Origin of the sequence: Pseudomonas sp. N2-3-1-14 (assembly GCF_041228395.1) — a bacterium.
In the GTDB taxonomy this organism is placed as follows: domain Bacteria; phylum Pseudomonadota; class Gammaproteobacteria; order Pseudomonadales; family Pseudomonadaceae; genus Aquipseudomonas.
This window is the reverse complement of the sequence record NZ_CP166199.1, coordinates 3049676-3068647: the sequence shown is the minus strand read 5'-3', so window position 1 is coordinate 3068647 and position 18972 is coordinate 3049676. Positions and strand designations below refer to the sequence as shown.

Annotated in this window: 14 protein-coding genes; 5 read left to right on the top strand and 9 right to left on the bottom strand. The window is 62.5% G+C overall.

What is annotated here, in order from left to right; all coding sequences use genetic code 11:
• The first annotated feature begins 187 nt into the window (after window positions 1-187).
• Entirely contained in the window at window positions 188-898 is a 711-nt protein-coding gene (locus AB5I78_RS14075) for a response regulator transcription factor (protein ID WP_369302211.1), read from the top strand.
• Window positions 895-2361, top strand: a complete 1467-nt coding sequence (locus tag AB5I78_RS14070) for a sensor histidine kinase (RefSeq protein WP_369302212.1) — start codon at window positions 895-897, stop codon at window positions 2359-2361. Before AB5I78_RS14075 ends, AB5I78_RS14070 begins: the two co-directional genes overlap by 4 nt.
• Here the strand turns inward: AB5I78_RS14070 and AB5I78_RS14065 are convergent.
• Together AB5I78_RS14065 and AB5I78_RS14060 are read right to left on the bottom strand one after the other, a co-directional pair.
• Complete coding sequence (locus AB5I78_RS14065; protein ID WP_369302213.1) at window positions 2324-3265, bottom strand: alpha/beta fold hydrolase; 942 nt, start codon at window positions 3263-3265, stop codon at window positions 2324-2326. The genes AB5I78_RS14070 and AB5I78_RS14065 overlap by 38 nt on opposite strands.
• Window positions 3246-4205: an AraC family transcriptional regulator gene (locus AB5I78_RS14060; RefSeq protein WP_369302214.1), complete on the bottom strand. Its 960-nt coding sequence runs from the start codon at window positions 4203-4205 to the stop codon at window positions 3246-3248. Before AB5I78_RS14060 ends, AB5I78_RS14065 begins: the two co-directional genes overlap by 20 nt.
• Before the next feature lie 102 nt (window positions 4206-4307).
• Here AB5I78_RS14060 and AB5I78_RS14055 point away from each other — a divergent pair, with 102 nt between their 5' ends.
• Window positions 4308-4835, top strand: a complete 528-nt coding sequence (locus AB5I78_RS14055; RefSeq protein WP_369302215.1) for an SDR family NAD(P)-dependent oxidoreductase — start codon at window positions 4308-4310, stop codon at window positions 4833-4835.
• Window positions 4836-4853: 18 nt separating this feature from the next.
• Here the strand turns inward: AB5I78_RS14055 and AB5I78_RS14050 are convergent, their stop codons facing one another.
• Window positions 4854-7118: an ATP-dependent DNA helicase gene (locus AB5I78_RS14050; RefSeq protein ID WP_369302216.1), complete on the bottom strand. Its 2265-nt coding sequence runs from the start codon at window positions 7116-7118 to the stop codon at window positions 4854-4856.
• Entirely contained in the window at window positions 7115-8761 is a 1647-nt protein-coding gene (locus AB5I78_RS14045) for a VRR-NUC domain-containing protein (RefSeq protein ID WP_369302217.1), read from the bottom strand. Before AB5I78_RS14045 ends, AB5I78_RS14050 begins: the two co-directional genes overlap by 4 nt.
• 188 nt (window positions 8762-8949) lie before the next feature.
• Here AB5I78_RS14045 and AB5I78_RS14040 point away from each other — a divergent pair, with 188 nt between their 5' ends.
• A complete protein-coding gene (locus AB5I78_RS14040; RefSeq protein ID WP_145160571.1) occupies window positions 8950-9174 on the top strand; it encodes a YgdI/YgdR family lipoprotein in 225 nt (74 codons plus the stop codon).
• A gap of 39 nt (window positions 9175-9213) precedes the next feature.
• Here AB5I78_RS14040 and AB5I78_RS14035 read toward each other — a convergent pair whose 3' ends face one another.
• On the bottom strand, window positions 9214-9378 hold the full coding sequence (locus AB5I78_RS14035; protein WP_164487936.1) for a hypothetical protein: 165 nt from the start codon (window positions 9376-9378) through the stop codon (window positions 9214-9216).
• A gap of 190 nt (window positions 9379-9568) precedes the next feature.
• Between AB5I78_RS14035 and AB5I78_RS14030 the strand changes: the two genes are divergently transcribed.
• Window positions 9569-9838, top strand: coding sequence for a hypothetical protein (locus AB5I78_RS14030; RefSeq protein ID WP_262209443.1), 270 nt, complete (start codon window positions 9569-9571; stop codon window positions 9836-9838).
• A 16-nt stretch (window positions 9839-9854) separates the two neighbouring features.
• On the opposite strand, the gene AB5I78_RS14025 is transcribed toward AB5I78_RS14030, so the two are convergent.
• The 4 genes from AB5I78_RS14025 to AB5I78_RS14010 all read right to left on the bottom strand — a co-directional run bounded on the left by AB5I78_RS14025 (window position 9855) and on the right by AB5I78_RS14010 (window position 18971).
• Window positions 9855-11297 (bottom strand): lipase, encoded by a 1443-nt coding sequence (locus AB5I78_RS14025; RefSeq protein WP_369302218.1) that lies wholly within the window; start codon window positions 11295-11297, stop codon window positions 9855-9857.
• 128 nt (window positions 11298-11425) lie between these two features.
• Window positions 11426-14533 (bottom strand): autotransporter domain-containing protein, encoded by a 3108-nt coding sequence (locus AB5I78_RS14020; protein WP_369302219.1) that lies wholly within the window; start codon window positions 14531-14533, stop codon window positions 11426-11428.
• 115 nt (window positions 14534-14648) lie between these two features.
• Entirely contained in the window at window positions 14649-17606 is a 2958-nt protein-coding gene (locus tag AB5I78_RS14015; RefSeq protein WP_369302220.1) for an autotransporter domain-containing protein, read from the bottom strand.
• Between the two features lie 30 nt (window positions 17607-17636).
• Window positions 17637-18971 (bottom strand): TolC family outer membrane protein, encoded by a 1335-nt coding sequence (locus AB5I78_RS14010; protein WP_145160562.1) that lies wholly within the window; start codon window positions 18969-18971, stop codon window positions 17637-17639.
• Window position 18972: the final 1 nt, after the last annotated feature.

Sequence of the window (18972 nt, the reverse complement as noted above, 5' to 3'; positions counted from 1 at the left end):
CAAGCCCGCTCGCCACGGGGATCTGGCTCGCCGTAAAAGCTTGTCGTGTCCTAACCGGCGCCTTTGCATTGAGGTGATCCTGGGCCATGGGCGGTCGCGAAATCCTCACGCAGAGTTAAACAATTCGTGATAACTACACTGTTGCAAAACCCGCACAATGCGCGAACTACAAGCGAAGGTTTTCAGCATGGATCAGCCCAAACGTGTCCTGGTGGTCGAGGACGATGCCCATATCGCCGACTTGATCTGCCTGCACCTGCGCGACGAGCAGTTTGAGGTGGTGCACAGCGCCGATGGCAACGAAGGTTTGCGCCTGCTCGAACAAGGCGGCTGGGATGCGTTGATCCTTGACTTGATGCTGCCCGGCGTCGACGGCCTGGAAATCTGCCGGCGTGCCCGCGCCATGACGCGCTATACCCCGATCATCATCACCAGCGCGCGTTCCAGCGAGTTGCACCGCATCCTGGGGCTGGAGTTGGGCGCCGACGACTACCTGGCCAAGCCGTTTTCGATGCCCGAGCTGGTCGCGCGGGTCAAGGCGCTGCTGCGCCGCGTGGATGCGATGGCGCGCAACTTGAAGATGGACGCCGGCAGCCTCGACCTCGGCCAGCTGTTCATCAACCCGCTGACCCGCGATGCGACCCTGCAAGGCCAGCGCCTGGACCTCACGCCGCGCGAGTTCGACCTGCTGTATTTCTTCGCCCGCCAGCCGGGCAAGGTGTTTTCGCGCATGGACCTGCTCAACGCGGTGTGGGGCTACAGCCACGAAGGCTATGAACACACCGTGAACACGCACATCAACCGCCTGCGCGCCAAAGTCGAAACCGACCCGGCCAACCCGGTGCTCATCCTCACGGTGTGGGGCCGGGGCTACAAGTTTGCCGAGAGTGCGTCATGAAACTGACCCTGACCCAGCGCCTGTCGGTGGTGTTCGCCGTGCTGCTGGTGATTTGCAGCGGCACCTCGGCATGGCTGCAGGTGCGCTCCAACCGCATGCATGAACTGGAAGTGGTGCAAGGCCTGTCGCGCGACCTGGCGGCGCATATTGCCCGCGACACTCAACTGATGGACGCCGACGGCCTCAAGCCCGAGGCGGTGCGCAATCTGTTCAGCCAGTTGATGCTGGTCAACCCGAGTGTCGAGGTGTACTTGCTCGATAATGACGGGCGTGTGGTCGGGAATGCCGCGCCCAGCGGGCATTTGCTGCGCGACAAGGTCGACCTCGCACCGGTGCGCCGATTCCTCAGCGGCGCGATGCTGCCGATCCTCGGCGATGACCCGCGCAGCGTCGATGGGCGCAAGGTATTCAGCGCGGCGCCGCTCAAGGCCAACGGCCAGCAAACCGGCTTTCTGTACGTGGTGCTGCTGGGCGAGGCCCATGATGTGTACGACGCCAAAGACGCGACCGGCATGGCGTTGAAGATTGCCTTGTGGTCCATCGGCCTGGTCGCCCTGCTCTGCCTGTTGGCCGGCTTGATCGCCTTCGCCTGGATCACCCGACCGCTGCGCCAACTCACCGACAAGGTGGGCCGGTTCGACATCAACGGCGCCCCTAAACCTGCGCAAATCAACACCCCCGAACTCGACAGCGGCGATGAAATCGCAGTACTCGACCATGCCTTCGTGCAAATGGAAAACCGCCTGGGCGAACAATGGCGCGCCATCACCCATCAGGACCAGGAGCGCCGGGAAATGGTCGCAAACATCTCCCATGACCTGCGCACGCCGTTGGCGTCGCTGCACGGCTATCTGGAAACCCTGTCCCTCAAGGACGCCAGCCTCAGCCCCGACGAGCGCCGCCGCTACCTGGGCATCGCCCTCGACCAAAGCCGCAAGGTGGGCGGGTTGGCCCAGTCACTGCTGGAGCTGGTGCGCCTGGAACATGGTTTTGTGCAGCCGGTGATCGAAGGCTTTTCCCTGCCGGACCTGGTGCAAGACATCTTCCAGAAATTCGCACTCACCGCCGAAGCCCGCTCCATTACCCTCACCGCCACGCTGCCGCCACAGGTGCCAACGGTGCTGGCCGACCTGGGCCTGATCGAACGTGTGCTGACCAACCTGCTCGACAACGCCTTGCGGCACACGCCGGTAAACGGTGAAGTCGAAGTGATCCTGGCACCCGAGGCTACTTGTGTGGCGGTGACCGTCAGCGACAGCGGCCCGGGCATCGACGCGCAGCTGCGCGAAGGCTTGTTCCTGCGCGCGTTCACCATCGGCGGCGCACGCCGCGATGGCGGCCTGGGCCTGCGCATCGTGCACCGTATCCTGCAATTGCACGGGCGCAGCATCCAACTGGTGGAGCGCCCAGGCCATGGGGCGACCTTCAGGTTCTCCCTAGAAACGCGAGCATCAACGCGTTGACCCGCTCGGCCTGTTCGTTCTGGATCCAGTGACCGCAGTTGGCCAACACCTGCTGGTGCAGGTTGGGCACTGCGTCGGGCATGCGCTTGAGGGTGTGGGCTTCAAACACGCCGACCGGATCACGGTCGCCAATCAGGAATAATGTGGGTTGCAGCACGGGCTGGCCGGCGAGGAACTCGGTGCGCTGCCAGTTGCGCTCAAAGTTGCGATACCAGTTCAGCGGGCCACGAAAACCGCGCTTGCTGAAGGTTTGCACGTAAACGTCCAAGTCCGCTTGAGTACACCACGTCGGCAATGCGCCGGGGGCCGAGACGCCATCGAACAAGGTGGCGTTGGCTGGCTTTTTCTGCAGGAACACGTCTTGATCCTGCATGAACAGCCGCAACGTGCGTTCGATGTCAGCATCCAGTTCCCGCTCGGCTACGCCCGGTGCCTGGAAATACAGGATGTAGTTGAAGCGATCGGCGTACAGCTCGCGCATGATCTCGATCACCGGGCGCCGCGCACGTCCGGCAAACGGTACGGACATCGTGATCAAGCGGGCGACCCGCGCAGGCTCCAGTAACGCCAGATGCCAGGCCACCACGGCGCCCCAGTCGTGGCCGACCATCACCACCTGTTGATGGCCGAAATGGTCCATGGCCTGCTGAATATCGGCACACAAGGTCAGTAACTCGTAATCGGCGACCTCGGCAGGCGAACTCGATTCGCCGTAGCCGCGCATGTCGGGCGCGAACACCCGATACCCGGCGCCGGCCAGCGCGCGAATCTGCTCGCGCCAGGAGTGCCAGCACTCCGGAAACCCGTGCAGCAGCCAGATCGGCTGGCCGTGCTCGGGCCCGGCGATATGGACGCTCAACTCAATACCGTTGACCTGAACCTTGTCATGCTGGATATCGCTCATCACTGGCTTCCTTGTGATCGATGGTGTGAAGGTTATGGAGGGAGCGCTCGCGGTATTCGCGTGGTGTGCACTTCATCTGACGTTTGAATACGCTGCTGAAGGCGCTGTCCGACTGGTACCCCAACGCCTGGCCGATGCTGGACACACTGCTGCCGGAGGTGTTCAAGGCCTTTATCGCCAAGTGCATGCGCCAGCGGGTCAGGTACTCCTGAGGGGCCATTCCGACCTGCTGCTTGAAGCGCGAGGCAAACGTCGAACGGGACTGATTGGCGATGCCGGCCATGTCGCTCAAGGTCCAACGCCGCGCCGGTTCGGCGTGCACTTGCGCAAGTACCGGTGCCAGCCGAGGGTCGGTCAATGCCGCCAACCAGCCTTGAGTGCTGGCACCCAGGGAAGATTGATAGAGGCGCAGGATTTGCACCAGCATCATTTGCGCCAAATGCTCGGTCATCAATGCCGCGCCGAGTCTTGGCCCGGCATATTCCAGGGCCAGCCGCTCCAGGCACCAGCGCAATACGCCGGCCTGTTCGGACCTGGCGCTGATACGCACCACTGGCGGCAACCCATCGAGCAACAAACGCGCATCATCGCCGTAGGTGAACAGCCCGCCAATCAGAAACAAATCCTGCGCGTCGCCCACGCGGGCGATGCCGCCCACCGCCCCGCGGTAAACGTCGCGCGCGTCAACGCCCTCCCGTGCAAGGTTGCTGGACAATCTCCACGGACGGTTGTGTGTCAGTAAAAAACAATCGCCCTCGCTCAAAGCGATGGGCACCGGCTCGCCCTCCACTTCCAGCCAACAGTTGCCCGCCACCACGGCATTGAACTTGATGCCATGCGGCGCCGGAAAATTCACCGCCCACGTGCCGCCGGCCTTCAAGCCCGCGAACAACGTGCGGTGGCTTTTCAAGCGGGCCAATACCTCGGAGAGAGTATCCACAAGAAAAATCTCCGGACGATCGCGATAGAAACACAGACTTTAGGGCATTCCGCGTCCGACCGCCGAAGAAGAACATAGCCCTACCCCAAATGGAGAACGGCTATGACGCACAAACAAGCCCCCCTCAACAGTGGTTTTGGTGCCAGTACCACCGCGCTGCAAGCGTTGGCCGCTAAAAACTTGCGCGGTATGACCGCCATCGTCACCGGCGGTTACTCCGGAATTGGCCTGGAGGCCACTCGCGCACTTGCAAGTGCCGGAGCACGGGTGATCGTCACTGCGCGTGACGCGCAAAAGGCGCAGCGCAATCTGCACGGCATACAAGGCGTTGAATCGGTGCACCCCGGCGAAATCCTTACTGACCTGGTTCGGCATCTGGACAAAAAGGACTTGGCGTTCGTCGGCGCGCTGGATGAACACGGCACTGCGCGCGCGGCCAGCCATTACAAAAGCCCCGCACAAGGCGCCACCACGCTGGTGTGGTGTGGCGTCAGCCCGCAACTTGAAGGAATGGGCGGCCTGTATTGCGAGGACTGTGAAGTCGCCACACCCACCGAAGATCACACCCCGCGCAGCGGCATTCACCCCTGGGCATCGATCCGCAGCAAGCCGAAAAACGCTAGGCGCTGAGCGAACAACTGAGCGGCATCACGCTTGAGTGACGGGCGCCCACCAGCGCGGCAATAATTGGCGAACCCGCGCTTCGCCAAAGCGGTCGTCAATCAACATCACCACGCCCTCATCCTGCTGGCTGCGAATCACGCGCCCCGCCGCCTGCACCACTTTCTGAATGCCGGGGTACAGGTAGGTGTAGTCGTAACCGGAGCCGAAAATCGACGCCATGCGCGCTTTCATCTGTTCGTTGATCGGGTTCAGTTGCGGCAAACCCAAGGTGGCGATGAAGGCGCCAATCAAGCGTGCGCCGGGCAAATCAATGCCTTCGCCAAACGCACCGCCCAGCACGGCAAAGCCGATGCCCTGGCTGTGCTGGGTAAACTGGTTGAGAAAACCCCGCCGTTCGGCCTCGGCCATGCCGCGTGACTGCAACCACAACGCCACCTGCGGGTGGCGCTCGGCCATTAACTGCGCCACCTGTTGCAGGTAATCGAAGCTTGAGAAAAACGCCAAGTAGTTGCCGGGCCGTTGCGCGAATTGCCCGGCGATGAGCTCCACGATCGGTGCCAGCGAGGCTTGGCGGTGCACAAACCGCGTGGAGATCGCATCGACGATACGCACCTGCAATTGCTCGGCCTTGAACGGCGATTCCACGTCGATCCACGCAGTATCGGCCGGCAGGCCGAGCAGGTCGGCGTAATAGTGGCGTGGGCTCAGGGTCGCGGAAAACAACACGCTGCTGCGCGCGGCGGTCAGCCTGGGCCGAATGAATTCGGCCGGCACCACATTGCGCAGGCACAGGGTTGAAGCACTGCGCTTGCCACCGAACTGACGTTTGCTGATATCAAAGATGAAGTGTTCGTTGAACAGTTCGGCGACTTTGGCAAATTGCAGCGCTTCGAAATAAAACGCCTGCAGCTCGCCGCTGAGGGCTTCGGGGTGATCGTTGAAGTAGTCGCCCATGGCGCTGGCGCAGAGGCTCAGCGCCTGCAGCAGTTTTTCGGGTTTGGTGGCGTAGGCCTGGTATGGCGCGAGCTGGTCCTTATGCAGGGCGTTCCATTCGCGATTCAGGCGTTGCAAGGGTTTCTTCAGCGGCTCGGGTGCACTGTCGCGCAGGGTCTTGAGGCTGTATTGGTCGAGGCTGGCGCTGTACATCGAACGCGCACGCTCTACCAGGTTGTGGGCTTCGTCCACCAGCACGGCGGCGCGCCATTGGTTCAACTGGGCCAGGCCGAACAGCATGGCGCCAAAGTCGAAATAGTAGTTGTAGTCAGCCACCACCAGGTCGGTCCAGCGCGCCATTTCCTGGCTCAGGTAATACGGGCAAACATCATGAGCCAGCGCCACGTCGCGCAGGTTGCGCTGATCCAGCAGGCGCACCTTGGACGCGGCCGTGCGCGCGGCCGGCAGGCGATCGTAAAAGCCTTTGGCCAAGGGGCAGGAATCGCCATGGCAGGCTTTGTCCAGGTGTTCGCAGGCCTTGTCCCGGGCCACCAGTTCGAGCACGCGCAGCGGCAAATCGGGGCTGCTGTCGTAGAGGACTTGGGCGGCGTCCAGGGCCAGCTTGCGGCCCGGCGTCTTGGCGGTGAGGAAGAACACCTTGTCCACCTGCTGCGGCGCCAGGGCCTTGAGCAGCGGAAAGATCGTGCCGACGGTTTTACCGATGCCAGTGGGCGCCTGCGCCATCAGGCAACGGCCGGTACTCACGGCTTTGTAGACCGATTCCGCCAGGGCGCGCTGGCCGGGGCGAAAGTCAGCGTGGGGGAACGCCAGGCGCTGGGCGGCGCTGTTGCGCGCGTCGCGGTGCTGCATTTCCTGTTGGGCCCAGCCCAGGAACAACGCGCACTGCTGGTTGAAGAACAGTTCGAGGTCGGCCGCTGCAAAGCGCTGGTTGAACAGGGTCTCGCCCTCGCCGACGATGTCGAAGTACACCAGTGCCAGGTCGATTTCACCAAGGCCAAGCTTCTGGCACATCAACCAGCCGTACACCTTGACCTGCGCCCAATGCAATTGACGGTGGTTGGCGGGCTGGGCGTCGAGGTCGCCGCGATAGGTTTTCACTTCTTCCAGGCGATTGCTGTCCGGGTCGTAGCCGTCCGCCCTGCCCCGTACTTTGAGCTGTTGGTATTCGCCTTCCAGCGCGACTTCGTTCTGGTAGTGCGCGCTGCGCCGAGACGCCACGGTGCGGTGGCCGACGATACCTTCCTGGGCGCTGGGCGACGGCGTGAAGCGCAGGTCGAGGTCGCCGACCTTGGCCGTGAATTCACACAGCGCGCGCACCGCGACGCTGTAGCTCAAGCCGACTGCGCCCAGCGCACATAACAGACAGTCACCGGCATCTGATACTCGCCACAGAACTCCAGCCAGCGCAGCTGGTTATCCTGCAGGCGGTCGCCGGGGCCCTTGACCTCGATCATGCGGTAAGTCTTCTGGGCGGGCCAGAACTGGATCAGGTCCGGCATGCCGGCACGGTTGGCGCGGATGTCCAGCAGCAGGCGTTCAAACCAGTAGCGCAGGTGTTCGGCGGGCAAGCAGTCCAGTGCTTGTTGCAGCAGGTCTTCGCTGAGCAGGTTCCAGAACACGAAGGGCGACTGGATGCCCCATTTGTCGACGTAACGCTGGCGGATGGTGGCCTTGTAACGCTCATCGCCAAGCTGCTCGAAACACGCCGCGAACAACGGCGCGCGGCGCTGATGGAAATCTTCACTGTGCAAGTCCACCGGCCCGCGCTGGAACGGGTGGAAAAACGAGCCGGGTAATGGTGCAAAAATCGCCTCCCAGCACAACAGGCCGAACAGGGAGTTGATCAGGCCATTCTCGACGTAATGCACCGGTGCATCGGGCTCGCTGAGGTGCGCCTGCACGCAGTACTCCACCGACATCAGCGGCTGCGGCACCTCCAGCGCCAGGTCCAGACGCGTGACGGGCCGCGGCTTGGCCTTGGGCAGCGCCGGCTCCCCCAGCTTGCGGCGCAGGCGTGGCAGCACGCGCAGCAGGTGTTGCTGTTCGGCGGCGCTTTCCGCAGCCTGTTGCGCGGCGCACGCCAGGGCCATGGCTTGCGGGTAATCCTCCTGGCGCTCCAGCACGCGAATCAGGCGTGACCGGGCGCCGGGATAGGCGCATTGGCGGTAAATGCGTTGCGCCAGGTCGAGTTCGGCGCTGCGTTCGCAGTACTGGCCGATCTGGAACAACAGCTTGGCGCGACGCTTTTCCAGCCACGGGTTGTCGGTGCACAGCGTAGCGATTTGCGCGAGTACGCCGTCCAGTGCCTCACCCGCTTCAAAGGCCTGCTGGCATTGATGCAGAAATAGAAAACCGACGACGTCGTCACGGGTGCGCAGGCCGCGGGACTCGGCGCAGAACTCGACTTTTTCGTAGGTGTAGATGCCAAGGTCGGCCAGCACGAACTCTGACCAGTCCTGGTGCAGATTGCCAAAGAACATCAGACGCAAGCGGTCGCACAGGTCCATCACGGTGAGGCTGTACAGTGCATCGCTCAGGTCCGGGCACCACTGGGCAAAGCTGCGCTGCTGCGTAAAATGCTGCGTCAGTGATGCCAGCCAGTCGGTTTTCTTGGCTTTGGGTTGATCAATCCAGGGTTTGAAGGCAGCGAGGACTTCGCCTTTTTGCAGCACGGCGAACAGCTCTTCAACGCACAGCGCGCCTTGATCATCGACCCAACCCTGCTCAATCAACGCCAGGGCGGCCGAGCGTGTGCAACCAATCTCAAGGTAATTGAGCTTGCTTGCGCGAAAATGCACGCCCTTGCGCATGACCATGCGCACCAACAGCGCCTGCGACGCTTGCGGCAACCTGTCAAATTGCTGAATGAAATGCTGTTCGTCCGCATCAAGCAAATCCGCATAGCGCTGCACCAGCCACTGCAGGACTTGGCGGAAGTTATGCAGGTAATACAAGGGATTTTCGAGGGGGTTGGCCATGTCGAGCGCTGATCAAATACTGGTTATGCATACAGAGTGCCGTCGCGAACCCGTTGTTGCAATCGGTAATAGATAAATGGCGCACGCAACTTTTCTAATAAAAAGGATCAGATAGCTCAGTTGATGGCGTAACATTTACGGCCCGCACCCATAGGCTGCGGGACTTTTCAGGGTTAAAGGTAAGGGTTATGAACATGAAGAATTTGGGTCTGCCGCTGGTTGCACTCACTTTTCTGCTATTGGCCGGTTGCTCAACGCAAACCGTGGTGACATTGCAAAATGGTACGCAGTATTTGACCAAGGACAGTCCTAAAACCAAGACGGCCGACGGCTTCTACGAGTTCACCGACATCGCTGGCAAGCATGTGCGCGTCAAGGCCGATGACGTAGCGACGGTACGCAAGGAAAACTGATAAAAAAGCCCCGCAGATGCGGGGCTTTTTGTTGCAGGTTCAGTACCGATAGTACGGGTGGTAATACGGGTGATAGTAGGGATGGTAATAGTACGAGTGGTAGTACGGCCGGTAGCAGCATGGGCCCGGATAGGCCGGGTACACCGCACACCCGCCCAACCCCAGCAGTACCAAGGCGCATAGCAGCAATCGAAGTCGGGACATGCTCAGCTCCTCATATGACGCGCGAAACATCTCGCAGGTGCTGATTAAACGCGTGAGGCGCGCGTAATCCGTCGCAAGGCTGCGCCGCTGATCAATGAAGATTTATTTACCGAAGGATTTTCCCCGCCTGGGCGTTTAACCGATAAGCCGCTTTTATTTTCAAACGCGGCACAACGGAGGAACGACGGCCATGGCACTCATGTCCCGCACGGTACGCGCTCTTTTGCTGATTCCCCTGACCCTGGCGGCCTTGGCCTGCGCGCCAGCGTTTGCCGACACCATCATCATTCGCCAGCCACCGCGGGTGATCGTGGTGCAACCACCTCCACCGGTCTATTACGGGCATTGGGGCTATGCGCCACGCCCTTACTACTACCCGCATCACTATTACGGCTATGGCTATGGCTACCCCCACCGGCCCTATTGGGGCGGTGGCTGGCGGGGGCAGCACTGGCACTGATCGGTTGCGTGAGTGATCAGCCGATCACTACGCCATCCGTCCACAGCCCGCCATGCCCCACGCCGACCAGCGTCACCGAGTCGGCACCAAACGTGAGCACCGTATCGGCGCCGACCACTTTCGCGTGGTCACGCAGGTCGGTGCTCCCTTCCACGTCCTTGAACACCAGTTTGTCGGTGGGCTGGTAGCCAATCACCCGGTCATTGCCAAAGTGGCCGCTGAACAAAAAGGTGTTGTGCCCGCTGTCGTCGCGGATCGTGTCGTTGCCTTTGCCACCCTCGATAAAGTCCGCCCCCTTGCCGCCCTGGATCAGGTCGTTGCCGTCGCTGCCGATGATGAACGTATTGCCCTTGTGCGGCTCCGCATTGCGGTTGAGGTCCTGCACCCAGGTATTGGCCCGCGCCGGGTCGGACAGGTTGGCAACAATTACCGTGGAGTCACGGGTCATCTGGTCGTAGAAGCCGGACTCGAGGATGCGCGTCATGCCATCGCCGTAGGCCGTCGGCAAATGCGAGACCCAGGTGGGCAGGTTGACGATGGAAAACGGCATCACATTCCACAGCGTCGAGGCGTAGTGGTCGTTGAAGCTGACGATGTTATCGGTGGTGGACTCGTGGGGTTTGTCGTGCACGCCCAGCGACGACAGGTTGAAGGACGAGCCGTCCAGCGCGCGGAACACCGGGTCGTTTTCGTAACCAATATTGAGCACCTTGTCGCCGGCACTCTGGGTCGGCGAGGCATAGGCGACATAGTTGGCGTCCTTGTAGAACCCCGCCCATTTGTTGTTGCTCAAGTCCGCCATGCTGTTGACCGCCAGCCCGCCCAGGCTGTGGCCGCTGACCACCACGTCCTTGCCGGTCAGGCCATGGGCACCGGCGTAGTCGGCAACATTCTTGAGCAAGCCGCCGAAGGCTTCGCCGGCGTAGTTTTTCGCGTAATCCTTGGGCCCCAGGGCCGCGAGCAGATCGCTGATCAAGTCGCCGATCAAGTCGCCGATCGAGTCGCTGATCAGGGTTTCCCGTGGCCCCGAGGTGCCACGAAAACCGATGCCGATTTCGAGCAGCTTGCCGGCGTCGTCGTATTTGCCGAGTACCTCGACCTGGGCCGTGGTGTAGCCGGCTTTTTCCCCAAAGAAGGTGCCACGTGCATCGACCTTGCCGGCGTAGCCTAGGGCACTGGCGCTGATCGGTGTCCAACCGGCTTTCTGCACCGCCTCCAGGGCGGCTTTTTCCGAATCCGGGTTCCACGGGATGCCAGGGATCACGCCCTGGGAATCCGTGCTGCCGAGCAGCGCACCGACCAGCGTGGCCGGTAAACCCAAGCCTAACCCGTTGTGCTGGTAACCCACGGCAAAGCCGTTATCCAGGTTGTGATAGGAATACAACGTGATCGCCATGGCATCGGCGAACAACGTTTTGGAACCCTCGGTGCCAAGGTTTTTATAGTCAAAGATACCCATGGTAGTGCCTCTCTGTTGTTGGATTTGTAGAGAAAGCGAAAACACTTTTCAGCGGTGGGCCAGGTGTCAGGTGGAAGCTGGCGTGCTCCCACCTGACACCTGGCCCGCATGCAAAGGTGATGAAACCTTTAGAACGCCCAGTCGAGGCTCAAGCCCACCCCGTGCACTTTGTCCTTGCTGGCCAGCAGGCCGTTGTAGTCAAAGTTCACCCGCGCCTCTTTGCTCAAGGCCAGGCTCACCCGCGCGCCCACCAGCGCGGCATCGCGCACCATCGGCGCACTTTCCACCGCGAACGACGGGCTGCCCGACGCGAACGCCAGGTGCTGCTCGGAATCAGTGCTGCTCAGGTTGTGCTGCCAGCCCAGGGTGCCGGACACCTCCAGTTGCTGGTGATCGTTCACATTGAAGGTCTTCAATGCACGCATGCCCAAGGTGCTCAACACCACATCGCGGCGGTCGTCGTGGCCTTTGAGCGCGGCGGCATCGCCTTTTTCGGTAAAGCCATCGGTGTCCAGGTGCACGTAAGCCAGGTTGGCGAACGGCTCCAGGGCCAGCGGTTGCAGATTGACGCGGTAAGCCGCCTCGCCAAACACCTGCGTGCTGCTCGCGTCCACTTTGACTTTCTGCTTGCCGGCCACATCGCCATACTGCAGGTCGCGCTTCACATCGGCGCGATGCCAGCTGTAGGTCGCTCCCCCGCTCAGGCGCAAGGCACCGATCTCATGCCCGGCATAGGCGCCAAAGTGGTAGCTGTCGACCGAGGCACGTGAGTGGGTGTCGTTGCCCATGTTCAACGAGGTGTCGCTGTAACCGGCGACCAAACCGATACGGGTCGCCTCGTCCAACGCACCGTCAACGCCGACGAGCATGCCGCCCAGCGAAGTGGTGTAGCCCGCCGTGTCGCTGCGGCTGTCGGTTTTGCCCCAGGCGCCCAGGGCCTTGACCCACACGTTGCCACGGCTGTCGAGGGTTTCGCTGGTAGCGCCCATCTCGCCATTGCGCAGGCGCTCGCCCACCGCTTCACGCACGTAGCGGCTGTCGTTGACCAGCGCGCTCTGCAACGCCGGGTAGATTTCGCCGGACAGTTGCTGGAACGCGCCTTGCGCCGAGGCCGCAGTCGGCGCCAGCAACAAGCTTTCATACACTGCGTTGCCGGCGCCCAACTGGTCTGCCGCCGCGGCGACAGCACGCTGGTTGGGCGTAACGGCCACACTGGCGAAGCTGTTGGTACGCGCCACATCCAACTGCACACCGTTGGCGGCATAGTTCAACGTGCCACCGATAAACAGGTAGTTGGGCAGTACCGTACCGAAGCTACCGGTAACCCCACCCGCGGCTTGCAGGATGGTGTACTGGCGACCGATCAGGCTCTGGGCCTGCGCGTTTGTCAGCAGTGTCGGGCTGTTTTCCAGGGCCAGGGTCACGGTGCCGCCATTGAGCGTGGCCGTGCCACCGGCGACGATGCGATCGCTGCTGGTCGGCGACAACTCGACCGCGTAGGTCGAGCCCGCGTCGAAGGTGACATTGCCGGCCACATTCAAGGTGCCGATGGAATTACCCGGCGCCACGGTGCCGCCGCTTTTGGCGGACAGCGAGCCGATATGCCCCGAGCCACCGACCACGCCGCTCTGGCTGACGGTGACGTCGGAGGTGACCGAGCCATTGATCGCCAGCAAGCCCTGATTGACCAGGGTCGGGCCGCTGTAGGTGTTGTTGCCGGTCAGCACCAGCGCGCCGATGCCCTGCTTGGTCAGGCCGCCGTGGCCGGAGATGTTGTTGCTCCACACGTCCAGCCCGCAGTGCACGTCGGTGCACAGACGCTGGGTCGGTTTGCCGGCATCCACCACGGCGCCGATCCCTGGCAAATCCGCCACGAACTGCCCGCTGCCGTACGCGCCGTCGATGCGAAACTCGGCCGGGATATCTTCGCCGGTGATGAACATGCCCGGGCCGTTGATCGCCTTGCCCAGGTTGATCATGCCCCAGCCGTACAGCGCGTCGATGCCCGGCGCGCCGAGGTCGGTGGCGGTGGTTTTCAGCACGGTGGAGACCTGATCGCCGCTCATGTACGGGAAGCGCTCCATCAACACCGCCGCAGCGCCGGCCACGTGGGGCGCGGCCATGGAAGTGCCATTTTTATTGGCCCAGTCGGTGGTGAGGTTTGAAAGGTCGGTGCCGTTGATGATCGAGCTGAAGATCTTGGTGCCCGGCGCCGACACGCAAAAGCTTGCCGCATACCCGCAGCGCGACGAGAACGTACTGATCACATAAGGATCAGCGCTGGCGGTGTCCGGGTTCTGCTGCAAGGCCGCCACCGACAGCCAGTTTGGCGCAATGTCCGGCACGAAGTAGGCCAGGCCCGACATCGCATCCGGGTTGTTGCGGTTGTAGTCGTTACCGGCGGCAAAGATGGTCAGCACGCCGCTGCGGGCCGCGTCGATTGCGCCTTGATAAGCACCGCCGGCCAGCGTGCCGAGTATCGGCCGGATAACGTTGAACTGCGCCTGCGCTTCATTGACCGTGAAGTTGGGGAATGCCGGATCGCGGCCGCCCTTGGCGTACTGGTCACCGATGCCGATGCCCCAGCTGTTGTTGATGATGCGCGCGCCATTGGCGACCAGCCCATCCCAACCGGCCTTGTACACCGCGCCATCGTTGCCGAGGATGATCCCGTCTTCCGGGCCCGGGTCGCCGTTTTCGGCGCTGAGGATTTGCGCATTGAACGCCACGCCATGCATCGGCCCACCATCGCGGTTACCCGCGGCAATGCCGCCGACGTGGGTGCCGTGGTTGCCCAGCTTGCCGTTGGAGTCCTTGGAGGGCGTGCCGTCATAACGGAACGCATCGCCCGCCTTCACCGGAATGTAGGGGTCGGTGTATTGGCGAATGCCCTCGGTGACAATGGTCACCACCTTGCCGGGGCTGTCGAATTCCGGGTGCTGCGCGTACACCGGCTGGTCGAAGATCCCCAGCTTGACGCCCTTGCCGGTGTAGCCCGCGGCGTAGGCGGCATCTGCATGCACCGCGCCCAGGCCCCAGTCGGCCTTGAATTCATTGCTGCGCCAACTGGCCGCGTCGCCCAGCTTGCCCGCTTCCACATAGGGTGCGGCCTGGGCGGTTCCCAGGCTTGCCAGGCAGCACAGCAACGCGCCGTATGGCACGCAGCTCAAGGCCTTGAGCGGGTAGCCCGGGCCGGTGTGAGTGGCGGTGATTAACCCTGACTTGCGTTTGTTCACGGTGACCTTCCTTAGTTTTCTTATTGCCGGTATGTGAATCACTTTTCTTCAGCGCCGCCTATCTAATGCGGGCGCTGGCGTGCCAGCTCCCACCGTTTTTGACCTGCGGTGTTCTCTAGAACTGCCAGTTGAGGCTCAGCCCCACGCCCTGGGTTTTCTCGCGGCCACCCAACTGGCCGTTGTAATCCAGGTTGACCCGTGTGGTCGGGCTCAACGCCAGGCTGGCCTGCACGCCCACCAGCGCCGCATCACGTAGCAACGGCGAACTGCGCACGGCAAATGACGGCCCGCCGGCAACAAACGCCAAGTGTTCTTCGGATTCCACCGCCGTGAGGCTGTGCTGCCAGCCCAGCGAACCGGACAGTTCCAGCTGCTGATGGTCATTCAACGGCAAGGTTTTCAACGCGCGCAGGCCCAAAGTGCTGAGCACCGCATCACGCCGGTCACTGCCACGCTCAAGGGCCGCGGCGTCGCCTTTTTCGTGGAATGAGTCACTGTCCAGGTGTACGTACGCCAGGTTGGCGAACGGCTCCAGCGCCAGCGGTTGCAGGTGAATGCGGTACGCCGCCTCGGTGAACAACTGCGCCGTGCGCGCATCCAACTTGGTCTTTTGCTTGCCGCTGACGTCGCCGTATTGCAGGTCGCGCTTCACATCACCGCGATGCCAGCTGTAGGCGCCGCCGACGCTCACGCGCCAGTCACCCAGTTCACGCCCGGCATACGCACCGAAGTGGTAACTGTCGATGGACGCCGATGAGTGTGTGCCACTGCCCAGGCTCAAGGAGCTGTCGCTGTAGCCTGCGACCACACCCACGCGGGTCTGCTCGTCCAACGCACCGTCCACACCAGCCAGCAAGCCACCGATCGAGGTGGTCGAACCCGCGGTTTCGCTGCGGCTGTCAGCCTTGCCCCAAGCCCCGAGCGCTTTGAGCCACAGGTTACTTTCGCCGCTCACCGGTACATGGCGCAGCCGCTCACCCACAGCATCACGCAGTTGCAGGCTGTCGTTGATCAGCATCGCGCCAATCGCCGGGTAAACCTCGCCGGACAGTTGCTGCAAGCCTTGCCGAGCGGTTGCGACGGAGTCGGACTGCAACAGGCTTTCATACACCGGGTTGCCCGCGCCTAGTTGCTCGGCAGCGGCGGCGACAGCGCGCTGGTTACGGTTGGCGGCAACGCTGGCAAAGGTCGCTCCGTTGCGCCCCACGTCCAGTTGCACGCCGTTGGCCGCATAGTCGAGGGTGCCGCCAAGGAACAGGTAGTTGGGCAGCACTTGACCAAACTGCCCCTGGATGCCGCCCGCCGCCTGCAGGATGGTGTACTGACGGCCGATCAGGCTTTGCACCTGGCTCTGGCTCAGCAATGTCGGGCTGTTTTCCAGCGCCAGGGTGACGGTGCCGCCGCCCAGTACGGCTTTGCCACCAGCGACAATGCGGTCGCTGCTGGTCGGGGTCAGTTCCACAGCATAGGTGGAGCCCGCCCCCAGGTTCACATCGCCCGCCACCTGCAAGGTGCCGACCGAATTGCCCGGTGCCACGGTGCCGCCGTTGTTCACCGCCAAGGCGCCGATGCGCCCGGAGCCGCCGAGGGTGCCGCTGTCGTTCACCGTCACGGCCGAGGTCAGCGAGCCGTTTACCGCCAGCAGGCCGCCATTGACGCTGGTCGCGCCGCGGTAGGTGCTGTCGCCGCTGAGCAGCAAACTGCCGGCGCCGGATTTGATCAGGCTGCCTTCATATACGCGGTTCGCGGCGGCTTGATCACGGGCGGTGCCGACCGCGTAGTCGGTCTGGTCCTGCTGGCTGGCAGTTGCGCCCACGCCGTTTTGCCAGCCCTTGTCGATCAGGGTTTGCTGCCAGGCTGCGTGCTCGGCGCGGTCTTCGGCTTGGCGCTGGAGCAACGCCTGGTCGGTGATGCCGTTGCTCCACACATCGCCCTGCCCGGCCGCCAGGTTGACGTTCATCGAACCGAGCAATTGCCCCGGCCCGTGCATCGCCCGGCCCAGGTCCGGCACGCCCCAGCCCACAGTGGTATTGGGTGACTGGGTAATTGAGCCGTCGAGTTGCGTGGCGGTGGTCAACAGCACCTGCAACGCCTGCTCATTGTTCAAGTACGGGTAGCGTTCCATCACCAGCGCCAAGGCGCCGGTGGCGTGCGGCGCCGACATCGACGTGCCGGACTTGACCCCATAACCGCCGCCGGGAACGGTGCTGTTGATCAGCGCGCCCGGGGTGGAAATACACCAGTATTTGGCGATGCCGCACTTGTTGTATTTCTGGTTATTCGCCTTGTCCAGGCCCGACACGGCCAGCCAGTGGCCTTCCAGTTCCGGCTGGAAGTACGGCAGCGCCGAACGCACGCTGGCATTCGCGTAACCACTGTTGCCGGCGCTGAACACATTGATCACGCCGGCCTTGGCCACATCCGCTGCCGCATCCAGCCAGGTGCCCTGGTTGTAATGCTGGGCGTAGGCGGCGTGCAGGCCGTCCAGGGTCTGGTAGCTGACGTCCGGCGGCTGGCTGCCCCAGCTGTTATTGACGGCGCGCACGCCGGAATCCACCAACGCGGTGTACACCGCCTTGAAGTATTTGGGGTCCGGGGTGGGGCCAAACAGGAAGCTGTCGTTGGCGTTGGTGTTGCCCACATAGACTTGCGCGTTGTACGCCACGCCATGCATGCCCACGCCATCACGCGCCGCGCCCATGGTGCCGGTGACGTGGGTGCCGTGGGAGTCGTTGTTGGGGTTGAGCGCGCCGGTGGTACTGAACGCGCTGCCATTGACGTAAGTGCCGGTGGCCGTGACCGGGTGGAAGCGGTCTTTGGAGGCTTCCGGGTGATCGGTATCGAACCCGGAGTCCAGCGCGCCGATTTTTACCCCGCTGCCGCTGATCCCAGCGGCGTAGGCCTCATTCGCCTTCATGCGGTCCAGGCCCCAGTCACTCTGGAACTCGGCCGAACGCCAGCTGGCGGGGTTACCCAGTAAACCGGTCTCGGTGTATTGCGCCTGTGCCGCAACGGACAACAGGAGCAAGGAACCTGCGGTAAAGGGTTTGAAGCGTGATGAATCGGTGATCATCTAAACCATCCTTATTGTTTTTATAACTGCTCATTTCACCGGGCCGAATGCCTCATCGACTTTCGCCAGGTCGGTGTCGCGCAAGTTGCCCGCGTAGTAGTGCAATTTGGTCCAGGCCATCAAATAGTCGTACCGCGCCTGGGCCAGGTCGCGGCGGGTGCTGTACAGCTGCTGCTCGGCGTTCAACGCATCCAGGTTGACCCGCTCGCCGCCGAGGATGCTCTGCTTGGTCGACACCACCAGCGCCTCGGCCGAGGTCAGGGCCTTTTGATACGCGCGCAATTTGCTCACCCCGGACAGGCACGCGCTGAACTGGCGGCGCAGCTCGATCAGGGTTTCGCGCGTCTTGCCTTCCAGCTCGTACTCGGCCTGCTCCATGCCGCGACTGGCTTGGCGGGTGGCGGCCGAAATACCGCCACCGGCATACAGCGGCACGCTGACTTCAATGCCGATGGTGTTGGTGTCGTAGCGCTGGTTGTAGGTGTTGCCGCTGTCGGACTCCTGTTTGCGCGAGCTGGCATACGCGGTGATCTTGGGCAGGTGCCCGGCGCGGTTGCGCTCCACTTCATAGCGCGCCACTTCCACGGCCTGGCGCTGGGAAGCGAGGGTCGGATTATTGGTGATCGCCAGTTCATGCCAGGTGTCGTAGTTGGCCGGCGTCAGGGTGAAGGCGGCAAAACTTTGGTTCAGCGGCGCCAAATCCTGGATGTTGACGCTCTGCACACCGATCAACGCGCCCAACTCCCTCAGCGACGCGTCCTGCTCATCCAGCGCCTGGATCTCTTCGGCAGTGGCCAGTTCATAACGCGACTCGGCTTCGAGGATGTCGGTACGCGTGCCTTCGCCCTGCTGGAACAGGTGCTGGTTTTGCTGGAACTGCTGCTCGAAGGCCTTCTTTTTGGCGCGGGCGATGTCGATCTGGTCCTGGGCAAACAGGGCCTGGGTGTAATAGCTCAGCACCCGCACCAGCAGCGCCTGGCTCTTGTCGCGAAAGCTTTCATCGGCGAACAACGACTGGGCCACGCCCTTGCGGTAGTTGGCATAGGCTTCGTAGTCGAACAAAGGCTGTTGCAGGCTGAAGGTCGAGCCATAACTGTTGTAGTTGCGGTCGTCGCGGTAGTTGCCGCCGCGCCCGTCCGGCAGGTGCGCCTCAGAGTTGTTGCGGCCCTTGTTGTAGTTGTACGACAGCTTGGGCAGCAGCCCGGCGCGGCCGATGGTGCGGTTTTCCAGGCCGGCGTCGCGCTCCTTGATCGCGCCGAGAAACACCGGATCGTTACGCAAGGCTTGCTCATACACATCAAACGGGCCCATGGCAGCCTGGGCAGAGCCACACATCAACAGCAGTGAAATGAACACAGGTTTCATG